This window comes from Paractinoplanes ovalisporus, from assembly GCF_016834655.1.
GTDB classification, from domain to species: domain Bacteria; phylum Actinomycetota; class Actinomycetes; order Mycobacteriales; family Micromonosporaceae; genus Actinoplanes; species Actinoplanes ovalisporus.
The window spans coordinates 133691-151150 of the sequence record NZ_JAENHP010000011.1; the positions used below are offsets into that span (position 1 = coordinate 133691).

Here is a 17460-nt window from a genome sequence, read left to right on the forward strand (position 1 = left end):
TCAGGCGTAGAACTCGCGGACCTTGGCGATGATGACGTCCTGGTCCGCCTCGGTCATCCCGGTGTACGTGGGCAGATAAAGCCCCCGCTCGGCGAACCGGTGCGCGTTCAGCGTGGGCCAGACCTGGTCGAGGTACATCGGCTGGCGGCTCATCGGCTTGAAGAACAGCCGGGTCTCGATGCCCGCGCCGGCCAGGAACTCGCGCAGCTCCTCGCGGCGGTCGGCCAGCAGGTCGTACATCCAGAGCACGTCCCGCTTCGGCATCAGCGTGATGCCGTCCACTCCGGACAGGCCGGCGTCGTAGTACGCCTCGATCTTCGCGCGCCGGGCCAGGATCTCGCCCAGGTTCTCGGTCTGGGCCAGGGCGACCCCGGCCTGCATGTTGGTCATCCGGAAGTTGTAGGCGACCTTGCGGTGCAGGAAGTTGTGCTCCTTGCTGAACGCCATGGCCCGCAGGTGCGCCATCTGCTCGGCCAGCCGCGGGTTGTCGGTGAGGCAGATGCCGCCCTCGCCCGAAGTGATGATCTTGTTGGCGAACAGCGAGAAGCAGGCGATGTCACCGGTCGGCGGCACTCCGTGGGCCTCGGCCGAGTCCTCCACGACGTGCAGGTTGTACTCGTAGCCGATCTGCCGGATCTCGTCCATGTCGCAGCGCCGGCCATAGATGTGCACCGGCACGACGGCCCGGGTCCGCGGCGTGATCTTCTCCTCGATCCGGCGGACGTCGATGTTCAGGTCGTCGCCGCAGTCGACAAAAACCGGTGTCGCGCCCGTGTAGGTGACCGCCCACGCGGTGGCGATCATCGTGAACTCGGGGACGAGCACCTCGTCGCCCGGGCCGATGTTCAGGGCCCGCAGCGCCAGCGTGAGCGCGGCCGTGCCCGAGGAGCAGGCCACCCCGTGGGCGCTGCCGTGGAAGGCCGCGAACGCCTCCTCGAAGCGGGGCACGAGCGGGCCCTGCGACGAGATCCAGCCGGTGCGCACGGCCTCGCTGACGTATTCCAGCTCCCGTTCGGCGAGAAACGGCTTCGACACCTGGTACGTGTACGTCATCGGTTCCCCAGTTCCTCATCGAGCATTGCGAACATGTCCTCGTCGGTGGCCGCGTCGAGGTCGACCTCGTCCCGGTCACCCGCCGACTTGGTCTCGGCCCAGCGGCTGCGCAACACCTCGAGCCGGCCCGCCACCGTACGGAAGACCTGCTCGTCGACGGTCGCCGCGGCCAGCGCCTGTTCCAGGCGGTCGAGTTCGGCCAGCAGCGTGCCGGCGACGTCGGGGGCGCCGAGCTCGAGCCGGTCCAGCAGGTGCCGGCCCAGTTCGGTGGCGGTCGGGTAGTCGAACACCACCGTCGCGCTGAGCTGCAGACCGGTGGCGGCGCCGAGCCGGTTGCGCAGCTCGACCGCGGTCAGCGAGTCGAATCCGAGCTCCTTGAAGGCGAGGTCGGGCTCGACCGTCTCGGGACCGGCGTGGTCGAGCACGGCCGCCACCTGTCCCCGCACCAGGTCGATCAGCACCTCGGTCCGTTCCGCCTCGCCCAGCGCGGTCAGCCGCTCGATCAGGCCGTCCACCCGCTCCGGGGCGGCGGCGTCGCGACGGGTCCGGCTGCGCACGAGCCCGCGCAGCAGCGGCGGCACACTCGGCGCGGCCCCCAGCACGGCCAAGTCGAGTTGCAGCGGCAGAACCGTGGCCGCTTCGGCGCCGATCGCCGCGTCGAACAGCGCCAGGCCCGGCTCGACCTCCAGCGGCGGCATGCCCGAGCGGGCCAGGCGGACCATGTCCTTCTCGGTGAGCATGCCCGGCTGGTTCCAGGTGCCCCAGGCCATCGAGACGGCGGCCCGGCCGGTTGCGCGGCGGCGGGCGGCGAGGGCGTCCAGCACGGCGTTGGCCGCCGCATAGTTGCCCTGACCGGCGTTGCCGAACGTGCCGGCGGCCGACGAGAAGAGAACGAACACCTTGGCGTCGGGCAGCAGCTCGTCCAGGTGCCGGGCGGCGTCGGCCTTGGGCGCCAGCACGGCCGACAGCCGCTCGGGGGTCAGCGAGGAGGTGACGCCGTCGTCCAGCACACCGGCGGCGTGGATGACACCGGTGATGTCGCGTCCGTCGAGGACAGCGGCCAAGGCGTCACGGTCGGCCACATCGCAGGCCTCGACGCTGACCCGGGCGCCGCGCCCGGCCAGCTCGGCGACCAGATCCTCGGCACCGCCGCGGCGGCTGAGCAGAAGCAGGTCGCGGATTCCCCGCTCGACCAGGTGCCGGGCCAGGGTACGGCCGAGACCGCCGGTGCCACCGGTGACCAGGTAGGTGCCCTCGGGCAGCTCCGGCGCCTCGGGCCGTTCCGCACGGGCCAGGCGGGCGGCGAACACCTTGCCGTCGCGCAGCAGCAGTTGCGGCTCGTCCAAGGCCAGCGCGGCGGGCAGCTGCGTGGCGTCACCGTCGAGCAGGTCGACCAGCGCGAAGCGGCCCGGGTTCTCGGACTGGGCCGAGCGGACCAGGCCCCAGACGGCCGCCGCCGCGAGGTCGTCGCCGGTGGTGGCGCCGCGCGTGACGAAGACGAGGCGTTCGCCGTCGTGCCTTTCCTGCTGCAGCAGCCCCAGCGCGTGGGCCGTGGCGGCATGCGTGTCACCGATGCCGTCGATCGGCGCCAGGACGACGTCGCCGCCGGCTTCGAAGAGCGTTCCCATCCCGTACGGGTCGTCGCCGTGCACGGTCGCCGCGGTGACCCGCTCGCCGGCCGTCGCCGGAACCCAGGTGAGCTGGAACAGCGAATCGCGCTCGGCCGGGGCGAACTGGTCGGGTGCCACGGCCCGCACGGCCAGCGACGCGATGGACGCCACCGGACGGCCCGCGGGATCGGCCACCGCGATGCTCATCGACTCGCCCTGTGGCCGCAGCCGGACCCGCACCGCGCTCGCCCCGCCGGCGTGCAGCGTGACCCCGTTCCACGAGAACGGCAGGCCACCGCCGCCATCTTCATCCCCGGCCAGCATCCAGGCGTGCAGCACGGCGTCGAGCAGGGCCGGGTGCAGGCCGTAGCGGCCGGTGGCGTCGTCGTCCAGCGCCACCTCGGCGAAGATGTCCTCCCCGGAACGCCAGGCGGCGCGCAGGCCCCGGAACACCGGCCCGTACTCGAATCCGGCCTCGGCCAGTCGCTCGTAACCGCCGTCGAGCGCAACGGGCTCGGCACCGGCCGGCGGCCAGGCCGTGGTGTCGAACTCCAGGGCCTCTCCCCCGCCGGTGAGCCGGCCGGTGGCGTGCTGGGTCCACGGGATGTCGGCCGCGCCCTCGGGCCGGGAGTGGATGCCGATCGTCCGGCCGCCGTTCTCGTCGGCCGCGCCCAGCACCACCTGCACCCGCACGGCACCGGTGTCGGGCAGCATCAGCGGGGCGGCCAGGGTCAGTTCCTCGATACGGTCGCAGCCCGCCTCGTCCCCGGCCCGCACGGCCATCTCGACCAGGGCCGTGCCGGGCAGCAGGACGCGGCCCATCACACGGTGGTCGGCCAGCCACGGGTGTGTGGACAGGGCCAGGCGGCCGGTGGCGACCAGCACCCCGTCCGGGGTGTCGAGCAGGGCGCCCAGCAGCGGGTGGGCGGCGTCGGCCAGGCCCAGCCCGGTGGCGTCGCCGGCCCGGTGCACGGCCACCGGCCAGAAGCTCTGCCGCTCGAACGCATAGGTGGGCAGGTCGACCTTACGGCCGCCGGCGGTCAGCGGCGTCCAGTCGACCTCGGTGCCCTGGACGTGCAGGCGGGCCAGGGCGGTCAGGACGGTCAGCTCCTCGTCACGGTCGCGGCGCAGCATCGGCACACCGTTGTCGACCATCGCCGACAGGACCGCGTCCGGGCCGATCTCGAGGAACCTGGAACCTTCCAGCCGCGCAATGTTGTCGGCGAACCGCACGGTGTCCCGAACATGCATGACCCAGTACGACGGGTCGGTCACGTCACCGGAGGTGACGATCGGGATCTGTGGCTGGTGGAACGTCAGGCCGGCGACCACGTCGAGGAAGTCGTCCAGCATCGGGTCCATCAGCACCGAGTGGAACGCGTGGCTCACCGTGAGCCGCTTGGTCTTCTCGAAGCGGGCCGCGATGGCCAGGACCTCGTCCTCGGCGCCCGAGATGACGACCGCCTCCGGGCCGTTGACGGCCGCGATGCTCACGTTCGGGGTCAGCTCGATCTCGTCCTCGGCGGCCTGGATCGCCACCATCGCGCCGCCGGTCGGCAGGGCCTGCATCAGGCGGGCCCGGGCCGCGATGAGCGCGCACGCGTCCGGCAGCGACAGAACTCCCGCGACGTGAGCTGCGGCGATCTCACCGATCGAGTGCCCAGCCAAGCGATCGGGCCTGAGTCCGAACGATTCGGCCAGTCGGAACAGAGCCACCTCAAGGGCGAAGATGGCGGGCTGGGCGTTGCCAGTCTGATCGAGATCGGCCGTCGGATCACCCAGCGCCAGGTCCAGATACGGGTCCAGCTCGGCCGCGACCTCGTCATAGGCCGCCGCGAAGGCGGGGAACCGGGCGTACAGCTCGCGACCCATCCCGGCCCGCTGCGAGCCCTGCCCGGTGAACAGGAAGGCCAGCGAGCCGGCGGCGGCCGTGCCCCGGGCCACCTCGCGTACGCCGTCGGGGGTCGACAGCAGCACGGCGCGGTGCGGGAAGCGGCTCCGCGTGGTCAGCAACGAGAAGCCGATGTCGACCGGGCGTTCGTTCACCTCGGTCAGGCGGGTGATCTGGCCGTCCAGCGCGGCGGCCGAACGCGCCGACACCACCCACGGGACAACCGGAGTCTCATCGGCCGTCTCCGGCGGCGCCAGTTCAGTCGCGGCGCCCTCCAGCAGAAGGTGGACGTTCGTTCCGCTGATGCCGAACGACGAGACGGCGGCCCGGCGGGCCCGGCCGGTCTCGGGCCACGGCTGCTGCTCGGTGAGCAGTTCCACGGCCCCGGCGGTCCAGTCGACGTGGGTCGAGGGCCGGTCGACGTGCAAGGTCTGTGGCAGCACGCCGTGCCGCATCGCCATCACCATCTTGATGACACCGCCGACACCGGCCGCGGCCTGGGCGTGGCCGATGTTCGACTTGACCGAGCCGACCAGCAGCGGGTGGTCCCGGTCCTGGCCGTAGGTGGCCAGCAGCGCCTGCGCCTCGATCGGGTCGCCGAGGGTGGTGCCGGTGCCGTGGGCCTCGACCGCGTCCACGTCGGAGGTCCGCAACCCCGCGCCGGCCAGGGCCTGGCGGATGACCCGCTGCTGGGACGGGCCGTTCGGGGCGGTGAGGCCGTTGGAGGCGCCGTCCTGGTTGACGGCCGAACCCCGTACGACCGCAAGAATCGTGTGCCCGTTGCGGATCGCGTCGGACCGGCGCTCCAGCACGACCAGGCCGGCGCCCTCACTCCAGCCCACGCCGTCGGCGGCGTCCGAGAACGCCTTGGACCGGCCGTCGGGGGCGAGACCGCGCTGCCGGGAGAAGCCGATGAGCGCGCTCGGCGACGACATGACGGTGACGCCGCCGGCCACGGCCAGGGTGCACTCGCCGTCGCGCAGCGCCTGCATGGCCCAGTGCATGGCGACCAGTGAGGATGAGCAGGCGGTGTCGACGGTGACGGCCGGGCCCTCGAAGCCGAACGTGTAGGAGACCCGGCCCGAGGCGACGCTGGGCGAGGTGCCGGTGATCTGGCCGCCGCCGAGCTGCGCGCCCTCGAGCAGCGCCGAGTAGTCGTTGTACATGAGACCGGCGAACACGCCCGTACGGCTGCCGCGCAGGCTCGCCGGGTCGATGCCGGCCCGCTCGATCGCCTCCCAGGTGGTCTGCAGCAGCAGACGTTGCTGGGAGTCGGTCTCCAGGGCTTCCCGCGGGGACATGCCGAAGAAGGCCGGGTCGAACTCGGGGGCGTCGTGCAGGAAGCCACCCTCGCGGGCGTACGAGGTACCCGGGTGGTCGGGGTCGGGGTGGTAGAGACCGTCGACATCCCAGCCCCGGTTGACCGGGAAGGCCGAGATGGCGTCGCCACCGCCCGCGACCAGCCGCCACAACGCTTCCGGCGAGTCGACGCCGCCCGGGTAGCGGCAGGCCATGCCGACGATGACGATCGGGTCGTCGGCCGTGCTGACCAGCGGCACGACCTCGTCCACGACCTCGGAGGCCACTCCGCCGAACAGTTCCTGGCCCAGGAAGGCGGCCAGCACGAGCGAGTTCGGGTAGTCGAAGACCAGCGTGGCCGGGAGTTTGAGCCCGGTCGCCTCGTTGAGCTGGTTGCGCAGCTCGACGCCGGCCAGCGAGTCGAAGCCCATCTCGCTGAACGCGCGGTCCGGTTCGATCGCGTCCGCGTTCGGGTGGCCCAGCACGGCGGCGACCTGAGCCCGGACGAGGTCGAGAAGCCCAGCCTCGTCGATCGCGACCGTGGGGGTGGCCGCCACGGACCGGCGCGCGGCCGGGGCCAGACCACGCAGCAGGGCCGGGAGCTCGTCGGTACGTGACCGCAGGGCCGCCCGGTCGACGCGGATCGGGGCGACGGCGGGAAGGCCGGAATCGAGGGCGGTGGCGAACAGCGCGAGGCCGTCGGCGGCCGGGACGGGCGGGACGCCCTGGGTCGCCATGCGGGTGCGGTCGACGTCGGTCAGGTAGTCGCCAAGGCCGGCGCCGACGTCCCACAGCGAGAACGCCATGGCCGTGGCGGGCCGGCCGAGCGAACGGCGGTGGGCGGCCAGGCCGTCGAGGAAGACGTTGGCCGCGGCGTAGTTGGCCTGCCCGGCGGCGAGGATCTGGCCGCCGGCCGAGGAGAGCATGACGAACGCGGCCAGGTCGCGGCCGGCGGTCAGCTCGTGCAGGTGCCAGGCGGCGTCGGCCTTGGGGGCCAGCACGGCGTCGAACCGGTCGGGGGTCATCGTGCCGATCAGGCCGTTGTCGCCGGTGCCGGCGGCGTGCACGACTCCGGTGAGGGTGCCGATGCCGTCGAGCAACCCGGCCAGGGCGGCGCGGTCCGTGACGTCGCAGGCAACCACGCGGATGCCCGGGACGGCGGCCAGCTCGGCGGCTCCGGGGGCGTCGAGGCCGCGGCGGCTGGTGAGGACCACCTCGCGGACGTTGCGTTCCCGCACGAGGTAGCGGGCGATGACCGCACCGAGGCCGCCGGTGCCGCCGGTGATGAGCACCGTGCCGTCCGGGTCGAACTCGACCGGGGTTCCCGGCTCGGTGACGGCCGCGAAGCGGGGCACGAGGACCGCGCCGTCGCGGATCGCGGCTTCCGGTTCACCTGAGGCGGCGATGGCGGCCAGGATCCCTTCCGGCGCGTCGGTGTCGACATCAACCACGGTGACACGGCCGGGGTTCTCGGCCTGGGCCGCCCGCACCAGGCCCCAGATCGGGGACTGGGCCACGTCGACCGGGTCGCCGTCCGAGGTGGCGACGGCCCGGCGGGTGACGACGATCAGACGGCGGTCGCCGGCCAGCGCCTCCTGCACCACGGCCAGCACCCGGTGGGTCAGCTCCCGTGCTGCGGCGGGAACTTCACCGGCGGGCGTCTCACAGGCGTACACGACCGCATCCCCGGACCCCTCGGCGGTGACGGTCAGCGGCCGCCAGGTGACGGCGTAGAGCGGTTCGGTGGTGCGCAACTGCTGCTCGGAGACCGGGCGGCCGGTCATGGCGCCGACGGCGAGAACGGGCCGGCCGGTGGTGTCGGCGACCTCGATGCGCATCGTGGTCGTGTCCAGGCGGGTGACCCGCACCCGCACATCGGTGGCGCCGGAAGCGGCCAGGCGCACGTCGTTCCAGGCGAACGGGATGACGGCGCGGTCACCGTCGCCGACCAGGATGGCGGGGTGCATGGCCGCGTCGAGCAGGGCCGGGTGCACCAGGAACCCGTTGCCGTCGGCGGTTTCGGGCAGGCGTACCTCGCCGTAGAGCACGTCGCCGTCGCGCCAGGCCGCCCGCAGACCTTGGAAGACCGGCCCGTAGGCGAAGCCCCGCCCGGTCATGGTCTCGTAGGCCTGATCGGTGTCGACCGGTTCGGCGCCGGGCGGCGGCCAGGCCGCGAGGTCGAAGACCGGTCCGTTGTGGTCGCGGGTCAGGACGCCGCCCGCGTGCTGGGTCCAGACGTTGCCGTCCGGGCTGGAGTGGATGCCGAAGCGGCTGCGGCCGTCCGGGCCGGGGGCGTCGACGGTGAGCTGGAGGCGGAGGTTGTCGTCGCCGGTCAGCACCAGCGGCGCGGCCAGGGCCAGTTCCTCGACGGCGGTGCCGCCGACCTCTTCGCCGGCGCGCAGGGCCATCTCGACCAGCGCGGCGCCTGGCACCAGGACGCGGTCGAGCACGGTGTGGTCGGCGATCCAGGGCTGGGCGTTCAGGGAGACCCGGCCGGTGAAGACCGCGCCGCCGTCGGGGGCTCGCAGCACGGCGCCGAGCAGCGGGTGGTCGACCGCGGCGAGACCGGCCGCGGTCAGGTCGGCGCCGGTGGTCGCTTCGAGCCAGAAGCGCTGGTGCTGGAAGGCGTACGTGGGAAGGTCGATCCGGCGGCCCCCGGTCAGCAGCGGCGCCCAGTTCACCTCGGCGCCGCTGACGTGCAGGCGGGCCAGGGCGCTGAGGAAGGTCAGTTCCTCGTCGCGGTCGCGGCGCAGCACCGGCACGCCATCCTCGACCAGGCCGGACAGCACCGCGTCGGGGCCCAGTTCGAGAAAATGGGTGACGCCGCGGGCCCGCAGCGTGGCGGCGGTAGCGGCGAAGCGGACGGTGTCCCGCACGTGGTTCACCCAGTACGAGGGTTCGGTGACGTCACCGGACGCGACGATCGGGATCTGCGGCTCGTGGAAGGTCAGATTTTCGATGGCGTCGCGGAAGTCGTCCAGCATCGGGTCCATCAGCACCGAGTGGAACGCGTGCGAGACCGTGAGCCGCTTGGTCTTCTCGAACCGGGCCGCGATCGCTTCGACCTCGTCCTCGGCGCCCGAGACGACCACCGCACGAGGGCCGTTGACGGCCGCGATGCTCGTGTTCGGGGTCAGGTCGATCTCGTCCTCGGCGGCCTGGATCGCCACCATCGCGCCACCGGCCGGGAGGTCCTGCATCAGGCGGGCCCGCGTGGCGACCAGCACGCACGCGTCCTCGAGGGAAAGGACTCCGGCCACGTGGGCGGCGGCGATCTCACCGATGGAGTGGCCGGCGAGGTAGTCGGGGCGGAGGCCGAAGCTCTCGGCGAGACGGAACAGGGCCACCTCGAGGGCGAAGATGGCGGGCTGGGCGTTGCCGGTCTGGTCCAGGTCACCCTCGCCCAGCGGCAGGTCCAGGTAGAGGTCCAGCTCGGCCGCGACCTCGTCGTAGGCGTCGGCGAACACCGGGAAACGGTCGTACAGCTCGCGGCCCATCCCGGCGTGCTGCGAGCCCTGGCCGGTGAAGAGGAAGGCGGTGGCGCCGCCGGCGCGGGCCCGGCCGGTGACGATCGTGGCCGACGGGCGCCCCGCGGCCAGGTCGCGCAGGTCGCCGCCGAGCACGACCGCGCGGTGTTCGAGGGCCGAGCGGGTGGCGGCGAGCGACCAGGCCACGTCGAGCGGGTTGCGGTCGTCGGCCAGCGCCGCCAAGCGGGCGGCCTGGGCGTGCAGGGCCTCGGGGGTGGCGGCCGACAGCAGCATGGGGAGGATGCCCTCGGCGGGCGCCGCCGACGGCGCGGCGGCCACCGGCTCGTCGGCCTGCTCGACGATCACGTGGGCGTTGGTGCCGCTGATGCCGAACGAGGACACACCGGCCCGGCGCGGGCGGTTGACCGCGGGCCAGGCGGTAGCGCGGGAGGCGAGTTCGACCGATCCGGCGGTCCAGTCGACGTGCGGCGAGGGCTCGTCGGCGTGCAACGTGCGGGGAACGGTGCCGTGCCGCATCGCCATCACCATCTTGATGACACCGGCGACACCGGCCGCGGCCTGCGAGTGGCCGATGTTCGACTTGATCGAGCCGAGCAGCAGCGGGGTCTCGCGGTCCTGCCCATAGGCGGCCAGCAGCGCCTGCGCCTCGATCGGGTCGCCGAGCGTGGTGCCGGTGCCGTGCGCCTCGACGACGTCCACATCGGAGGGCCGCAGGCCGGCGGTGCCGAGCGCCTGACGGATCAGGCGCTGCTGGGAGGCGCCGTTGGGGGCGGTGAAGCCGTTGGAGGCGCCGTCCTGGTTGACCGCGGTGCTGCGGATGACGGCCAGGACCTCGTGGCCGTTGCGGCGGGCGTCGGACAGCTTCTCGACGAGCAGCACGCCCACGCCCTCGGACCAGCCCACGCCGTCCGCGCCGGCGCCGAACGCCTTGCAGCGGCCGTCGGGGGCGAGCCCACGCTGGCGGCTGAACTCGATGAGCATGCCGGGTGTCGCCATCACGGTCGAGCCGCCGGCCAGGGCCAGGGAGCATTCGCCGCTGCGCAACGCCTGGGCGGCCAGGTGCAGGGCGACCAGCGAGGACGAGCAGGCGGTGTCGACGGTGACGGCCGGGCCCTCGAAACCGAACGTGTAGGAGACACGACCGGACACGACGCTGCCGCCCGAGGTGCCCGACGGCGAGGTGTTGAGGGCGTAGTCGTGGTACATGACGCCCGCGAAGACACCGGTGTCGGTGCCCCGCAACGAGGCCGGGTCGATGCCGGAGCGCTCCATCACCTCCCACGAGGCTTCGAGCAGCAGGCGCTGCTGCGGGTCCATGAAGAGGGCTTCGCGGGGTGCGACGCCGAACAGGGTGGGGTCGAAATCGGCCGCGTCGTAGAGGAAGCTGCCGCGGCGGGTGTAGCTCTTGCCGTCGGTGCCGGGCCGGGGGTCGTAGAGGTCGGTGTCCCAGCCGCGGTCGGCCGGCAGGTCACCGGTGGCGTCGGTCTCCTCCATGACAAGTCGCCACAGGTCCTCGGGCGAGCCGATGCCGCCCGGGTAACGGCAGGCCATGCCGATGATGGCGATCGGTTCGTCGGACGCCTCGATCCGGACCGGGGCCGCCTCGACCGGAGCCGGCCCCTCGACCAGTCCCCCCAGGAAGGCGGCGAGGGCCTGCGAGCTCGGGTGGTCGAAGACGATGGTGGCGGGCAGCGTGAGCCCGGTGGCGGTGTTGAGCCGGTTGCGCAGCTCGATCGCGGCCAGCGAGTCGAAGCCCAGTTCCTGGAAGGGCCGGGCCGGTTCGACCGCCTCGGGACCGGAGTGGCTGAGCACGGCGGCGACCTCGGTGCGGACCAGCTGCAGCAGGGCGCGCGACCGTTCGGCGCCGGCCAGGCCGGTGAGCATGCGGGTGAGCGAGCCCTCGGCCACGGCCGCGGCCGCCCGCCGGACGGCCGGGGCGAGACCGCGCAGCAGGGCCGGGATCGTGTCGGTGCGGGCCCGGAGCGCGGCGGTGTCCACCTTGACGGTGACGACCGTGGGCCGGGGTGAGCCGAGGGCGGCGGCGAACATGGCCAGGCCCTCGGCGGCCGGGACCGGCGGGAGGCCCTGCGAGGCCATGCGGGTGCGGTCGGCGTCGCCGATGTACTGCCCGAGGCCGCCGTCGACGTCCCAGAGCGAGAACGCGATCGAGGTGGCGGGCAGGCCGCGGAACCGGCGGTGGGCGGCGAGGCCGTCGAGGAACACGTTGGCCGCCGCGTATCCGGCCTGTCCGGCGGGGAGAACGAGGCCGCCCGCCGACGAGAACAGGACGAACGCCGCCAGGTCACGGCCGGCGGTCAGCTCGTGCAGGTGCCAGGCCGCGTCCGCCTTGGGCGCGAGCACGGTGTCGAACCGTTCGGGTGTCATCGTGTCGAGCAACCCGTTGTCGCCGACGCCGGCCGCGTGCACGACCGCGGTGAGGTCGTCGATCCCGGCCAGCAGGTCGGCCACGGCCGCCCGGTCGGCGACATCGCAGGCCACCACGCGGGCGCCGAGCTCTTCGGCGAGTTCGGCGGCACCGGGCGCGTCCAGCCCACGACGGGACGTCAGAACCAGTTCCCGTACGCCCGGCCGGGTCGCCAGGTGGCGGGCGACGGCGGCGCCGATTCCGCCCGTTCCGCCGGTGACCAGAACCGTTCCGTCGAACTCGACCGGCGTGACCGTCTCGGCCGTGCGGCGCAGGCGCGGCACCCAGAGCTCGCCGTCGCGGACGGCCGCCTCGGGCTCGTCCGTCACGACGACCGGCCCGCCGGGCTCGGCCGTGTCGACCAGCGTGAACCGGCCCGGATTCTCGGCCTGGGCCGAGCGGACCAGACCCCAGAGCGGCGCCTGGACGACGTCGACGTCCTCGCCCGGCCGCACGGCGACCGCGCGGTGGGTGACCACGACCAGCGGGCCGTCGGCGTTCTGCAGGGCCGCGAGAACCTGGGCGGTCAAGGTCCGGACGGCGGCCGGCACGTCACCGGCCGGGGTGACGCAGTCGAGAACCGGGATGTCCGCGCGGGGCTCGGCGGTGGCCTTCTGCCAGTCGATGCCATAGGTCGGTTCGGCGGTCGTGCCGATCTGCTCGGCGGCGATCGGGCGGCCGGCCATCGCCCCGACGGTCAGCACCGCGCGGCCGGTCACGTCGGCCACGGTGATGGCGAGGCCGCTCGCGCCGCGGGCCAGGCGGACCCGGACGGCGGGGGCGCCGACCGCGTGCAGCCGCACGTCGTTCCAGACGAACGGGATGACCGTGTCGGAGCCGCCCAGCCGTACGCCCTCGATCATGGCGACGTGCATGCCGGCGTCGAGCAGGGCCGGGTGCAGGCCGTACTTCGCGGCGTCGCTGCCCTCGGGCAGGGCCGCTTCGGCGTAGAGGTCCTCGCCGACCCGCCAGGCCGCGCGCAGGCCGTGGAAGGCCGGGCCGTAGGCGAATCCGTTGTCGCGCAGGATCTCGTACGCGTCGTCCACCGGCACGTCGATGGCGTCGGACGGCGGCCACGCGGCGAGATCGTCGGGCGCGGGCAGCACCGATTCGGAGAGCCGGCCCGAGGCGTGCAGCGTCCAGACCTGGCCGTCGGGGCTGGAGTGGATGCCCAGCATGCGGCGGGCGCGGTCGTCGGGGGCGCCGACGACCACCTGCAGCTGGACGGTGCCGCGGGTGGGCAGCACGAGCGGCGCCGACATGGTGAGCTCGTCGAGGACGCCGCAACCGGCTTCCTCGGCCGCGCTCAGGGCCAGTTCGACGTAGCCGGTGCCGGGTAGGACGGGCGAGCCGTGCACGACGTGGTCGGCCAGCCAGGGCTGGCGGGTGACACCGAGACGGCCGGTGGCGACCAGTCCGCCGTCGGGGGTGCGCAGGAAGGCGCCGAGCATGGGGTGGCCGGCGGGTTGCAGGCCGGCCACGTCGACGTCGCCGATCGGGGCGGCGCCGCTCGGCCAGAAGCTCTGCCGCTCGAAGGCGTACGTGGGAAGGTCGGTCTTCCGCCCGCCGGTGACCAGCGAGGACCAGTCGACGTCGACGCCCTGGACGTGCAGGCGGGCGAGGGCGGTCAGAGTGGTGAGCTCTTCGTCGCGGTCGCGGCGCAGCATGGGCACGGCGTTGTCGACCAGGCCGGAGAGGACGGCGTCCGGGCCCAGTTCGAGGAACCTGGAACCTTCCAGCCGGGCCACGTTGTCCGCGAACCGCACGGTGCCCCGCACGTGGTTCACCCAGTACGAGGGGTCGGTGACGTCACCCGAGGCGACGATCGGGATCCGCGGCTCGTGGAAGGTCAGCCCGGCCACAGCGTCGCGGAAGTCGTCCAGCATCGGGTCCATCAGCACCGAGTGGAACGCGTGGCTCACCGTGAGCCGCTTGGTCTTCTCGAACCGGGCCGCGATCGCCAGCACTTCATCCTCGGCGCCGGAGATGACCACCGCACGAGGGCCGTTGACGGCCGCGATGCTTACGCCTGGGGTCAGCTCGATCTCGTCCTCGGCGGCCTGGATCGCCACCATCGCCCCACCGGTGGGCAGCGCCTGCATCAGGCGGGCCCGGGCCGAGATCAGCGCGCAGGCGTCTTCGAGGGACAGCACCCCGGCCACGTGGGCCGCGGCGATCTCGCCGATCGAGTGACCGGCCAGGTGATCGGGCTTCAGGCCGAACGACTCGGCCAGCCGGAACAGGGCCACTTCCAGGGCGAAGATGGCGGGCTGGGCGTTGCCGGTCTGGTCCAGGTCACCCTCGCCCAACGGCACGTCCAGGTAGAGGTCCAGCTCGGCCGCGACCTCGTCGTAGGCGTCGGCGAACACCGGGAAACGGTCGTACAGCTCGCGACCCATCCCGGCCCGCTGTGAACCCTGGCCGGTGAACAGGAAGGCCAAGGGACCCTCGGCTGCGGCACCGACCGCGACCTGTTCGCCGTCGATCAGCACGGCGCGGTGCGGGAGAAGGGAGCGGGTGGTGAGCAATGAGAAGGCGATGTCGCGGGCCGGCGCCTCGACCGTGTGCAGGCGGGCGATCTGCTCGCCCAGGGCGGCCGGCGACTTGGCCGAGACGACCATCGGCACGCGGCCGGGTTCATCCACGGCGGGCGCCGCGGGGGCCGGGGCGACCTGCTCGATGACGACGTGGGCGTTGGTGCCGCTGATGCCGAACGACGAGATACCGGCGCGGCGCGGGCGGTCAACTGCGGGCCACGGCGTTTCGGCGGTGACCAGCTCGACCGCGCCCTCGGTCCAGTCGACGTGCGAGGACGGCGCGTCCACGTGCAGGGTGCGCGGCACGACACCGTGCCGCATCGCCATGATCATCTTGATGACACCGGCGACACCGGCCGCGGCCTGGGAGTGCCCGATGTTCGACTTGACCGAGCCGACCAGCAGCGGCGTCTCGCGGTCCTGGCCGTAGGTGGCGATCAGGGCCTGCGCCTCGATCGGGTCGCCGAGCGTGGTGCCGGTGCCGTGCGCCTCGATCACGTCGACGTCGGCCGCCGAGAGCCCGCCACTGGCCAGCGCCTGACGGATGACCCTCTGCTGGGACGGCCCGTTCGGGGCGGTCAGGCCGTTGGACGCGCCGTCCTGGTTGATGGCCGAACCCCGTACGAGGGCCAGGATGTTGTGGCCGTTGCGCCGGGCGTCCGAGAGCCGTTCCAGCACCAGGATGCCGACACCCTCACCCCAGCCCACGCCGTCGGCGCCGTCCGCGAACGCCTTGCAGCGGCCGTCGGCCGAGAGCCCGCGCTGGCGGGAGAACTCGACGAACGTGCCCGGGGAGGACATGACGGTGACGCCGCCGGCGAGCGCGAGGGTGCACTCCCCCGCCCGCAGCGCCTGCATGGCCCAGTGCATGGCCACGAGCGACGACGAGCAGGCCGTGTCAACGGTGACCGCGGGGCCCTCGAAGCCGAACGTGTAGGACACGCGGCCCGACGCGATGCTCGGCGAGCTGCCGGTGCCGCGCTGGCCGTCGAAGTCCTTGGGGTCGAGCATGTGGGCGTAGTCGTTGTACATGACACCGGTGAAGAAGCCGGTGCGGCTGCCCCGCAGCGTGGCCGGGTCGATGCCGGAACGTTCCAGGGCCTCCCACGTGGTCTGCAAAAGCAGGCGCTGCTGCGAGTCGGTGGTCAGGGCCTCGCGTGGGGACATGCCGAAGAACGCCGGGTCGAACTCGTCGGCGTCGTGCAGGAAGCCGCCGTGCCGGGTGTACGTGGTTCCGGCGTGATCGGGGTCGGGGTCGAACAGCGAGTCGACGTCCCAGCCCCGGTTGCCGGGGAACTCGGTGATGGCGTCGGTGCCGTCGGCGACGAGCCTCCACAGCTCCTCGGGCGAAGTGACCCCGCCCGGGAAGCGGCAGGCCATGCCCACCACGACGATCGGGTCGTCGGTGGTGGACACCAGGGCGGGCAGGCTCTCCTGCAGCTCGGCACCGAACAGCTCGTCGTGCAGGTGGCCGGCCAGCACACGGGCGGTCGGGTAGTCGAAGACGAGCGTGGACGGCAGCCGCAGCCCGGTTACCGTGCCGAGGCGGTTGCGCAGCTCGACCGCGGTCAGCGAGTCGAAGCCGAGCTCGCGGAACGCCCGCACCGGGTCGACGGTGGCCGGGCCGGCGTGGCCGAGCACGGCGGCGACCTCGAGGCGGACGAGGTCGAGCAGTGCCGCCAGGCGGGCCGCCTCGGGCAGCGGGCCGAGCCGATGGATCAGGTCGCGGGCCGGCGCCGACCCGGCCACCGAACGCCGGACGCGGCCGCGGGCCAGGCCGCGCAGCATCGGCGGCACGTCGTCACGGGCCCGCAGGGCGGGCAGGTCGACGCGCAACGGCAACACGGCGGCCCGGTCGGCGCCGAGCGCGGTGTCGAACAGCGCCAGGCCCTGCTCGACGGTGAGCGGCGGCATCCCCGAGTGGCGGATGCGGGCCAGGTCGACGTCAGTCATTCCGGCGGTCATGCCACCGGTGCCCTCCCAGGCGCCCCAGGCCATCGACACTGCGTGGGCGCCCCCGGCGCGGCGGTGGGCGGCCAGGGCATCCAGATAGGCGTTGGCGGCGGCGTATCCGGCCTGTCCCGGGTTGCCGAAGGTGCCGGCGGCCGACGAGAAGAGCACGAACGCCTTGAGGTCGGGCAGCAGCTCGTGCAGGTGCCGGGCGGCGTCCGCCTTGGGGGCCAGGACGGCGGCGATCCGCTCAGGGGTCTGGGCGGCGATGACGCCGTCGTCGAGGACCGCCGCGGCGTGCACGACCGCGGTGAACCGGTGCTCGGCGGTCAGGGCGGCCAGGGCCTCGCGGTCCGAGACGTCGCAGGCCACCGCGGTGACACGCGGGTCGTCGAGGCCGGTGCCGCTGCGGCTGGCCAGCACCAGGTGCCCGGCCCCGGAGTCGAGCAGGTGCCGGGCGACGACGCCGGCCAGGCCTCCCGAGCCACCGGTTATGAGGACCGTGTCATCGGTGTCCCACTCGACCGGCGCCGAGGCGGTGGCCTTGGCGAGACGCGGCACGAACAGTTCGCCGTTGCGGACACGCAGCTCGGGTTCGCCGGTCGCGACCGCGGCGCCGATCAGAGTGTCGTCGTCGGTGTCGACGAGCACGAACCGGCCGGGGCTTTCCGACTGGGCCGAGCGGACCAGACCGCGTACGGGGGCGGTGGCCAGGTCGTCGCCGCGGGACACGAACACGACCACGCGCTCGTCGTCCTGCTGCAACCGGGCCAGCGCCTCGGTGACATCGATGACCTCGTACGTGGTGAAGTCCGGGGCCCCGGTGCCGGCGGGCACGGGGACCCAGTCGACGGCGTAGAGCGGGTCGGCGCCCGCGAGCTGGTCGGCGGCGACCGCGCGGGTGACCAGCGACGTGATCGAGGCGACGGGGGCGCCCGCGGTGTCGGCGATGGCGATGGTCACGGAGTCGCCGTCGGGCCGCAGGAGGGCCCGTACGGTGCTGGCGCCGGTCGCGTGCAGCGTGACGCCCTCCCAGCTGAACGGCAGGCCGCGCTGGGTGCCCGCACCGAAGCCGGCGGCGTGCAGCACGGCGTCGAGCAGGGCCGGATGGATGCCGTACGCGCCGGGGCTCACACCCTCGGGCAGGGCGGCCTCGACGTAGACGTCCTCGCCCGAGCGCCAGACGGCCCGCAGGCCCTGGAAGGCG

At 73.4% G+C, this 17460-nt stretch carries 2 protein-coding genes (1 of these 2 running past the window's edge); both read right to left on the reverse strand.

The annotated features are described in order from the left end of the window. Nucleotides 1-1053: a DegT/DnrJ/EryC1/StrS family aminotransferase gene (locus JIG36_RS29405; protein WP_203379651.1), complete on the reverse strand. Its 1053-nt coding sequence runs from the start codon at nucleotides 1051-1053 to the stop codon at nucleotides 1-3. Continuing rightward, nucleotides 1050-17460: the 3' portion of a type I polyketide synthase gene (locus JIG36_RS29410; RefSeq protein WP_203379652.1), read on the reverse strand. The gene runs 12572 nt beyond the window's last position; the window shows 16411 of its 28983 coding nt (coding positions 12573-28983); the start codon falls outside the window, past its right edge — the gene reads right to left on this strand; it ends in the stop codon at nucleotides 1050-1052. Before JIG36_RS29410 ends, JIG36_RS29405 begins: the two co-directional genes overlap by 4 nt.

Bases quoted from the DNA above. Each gene is read 5' to 3' on its own strand.
- JIG36_RS29405 (WP_203379651.1), bottom strand. From the start codon at position 1,053: ATGACGTACACGTACCAGGTGTCGAAGCCGTTTCTCGCCGAACGGGAG.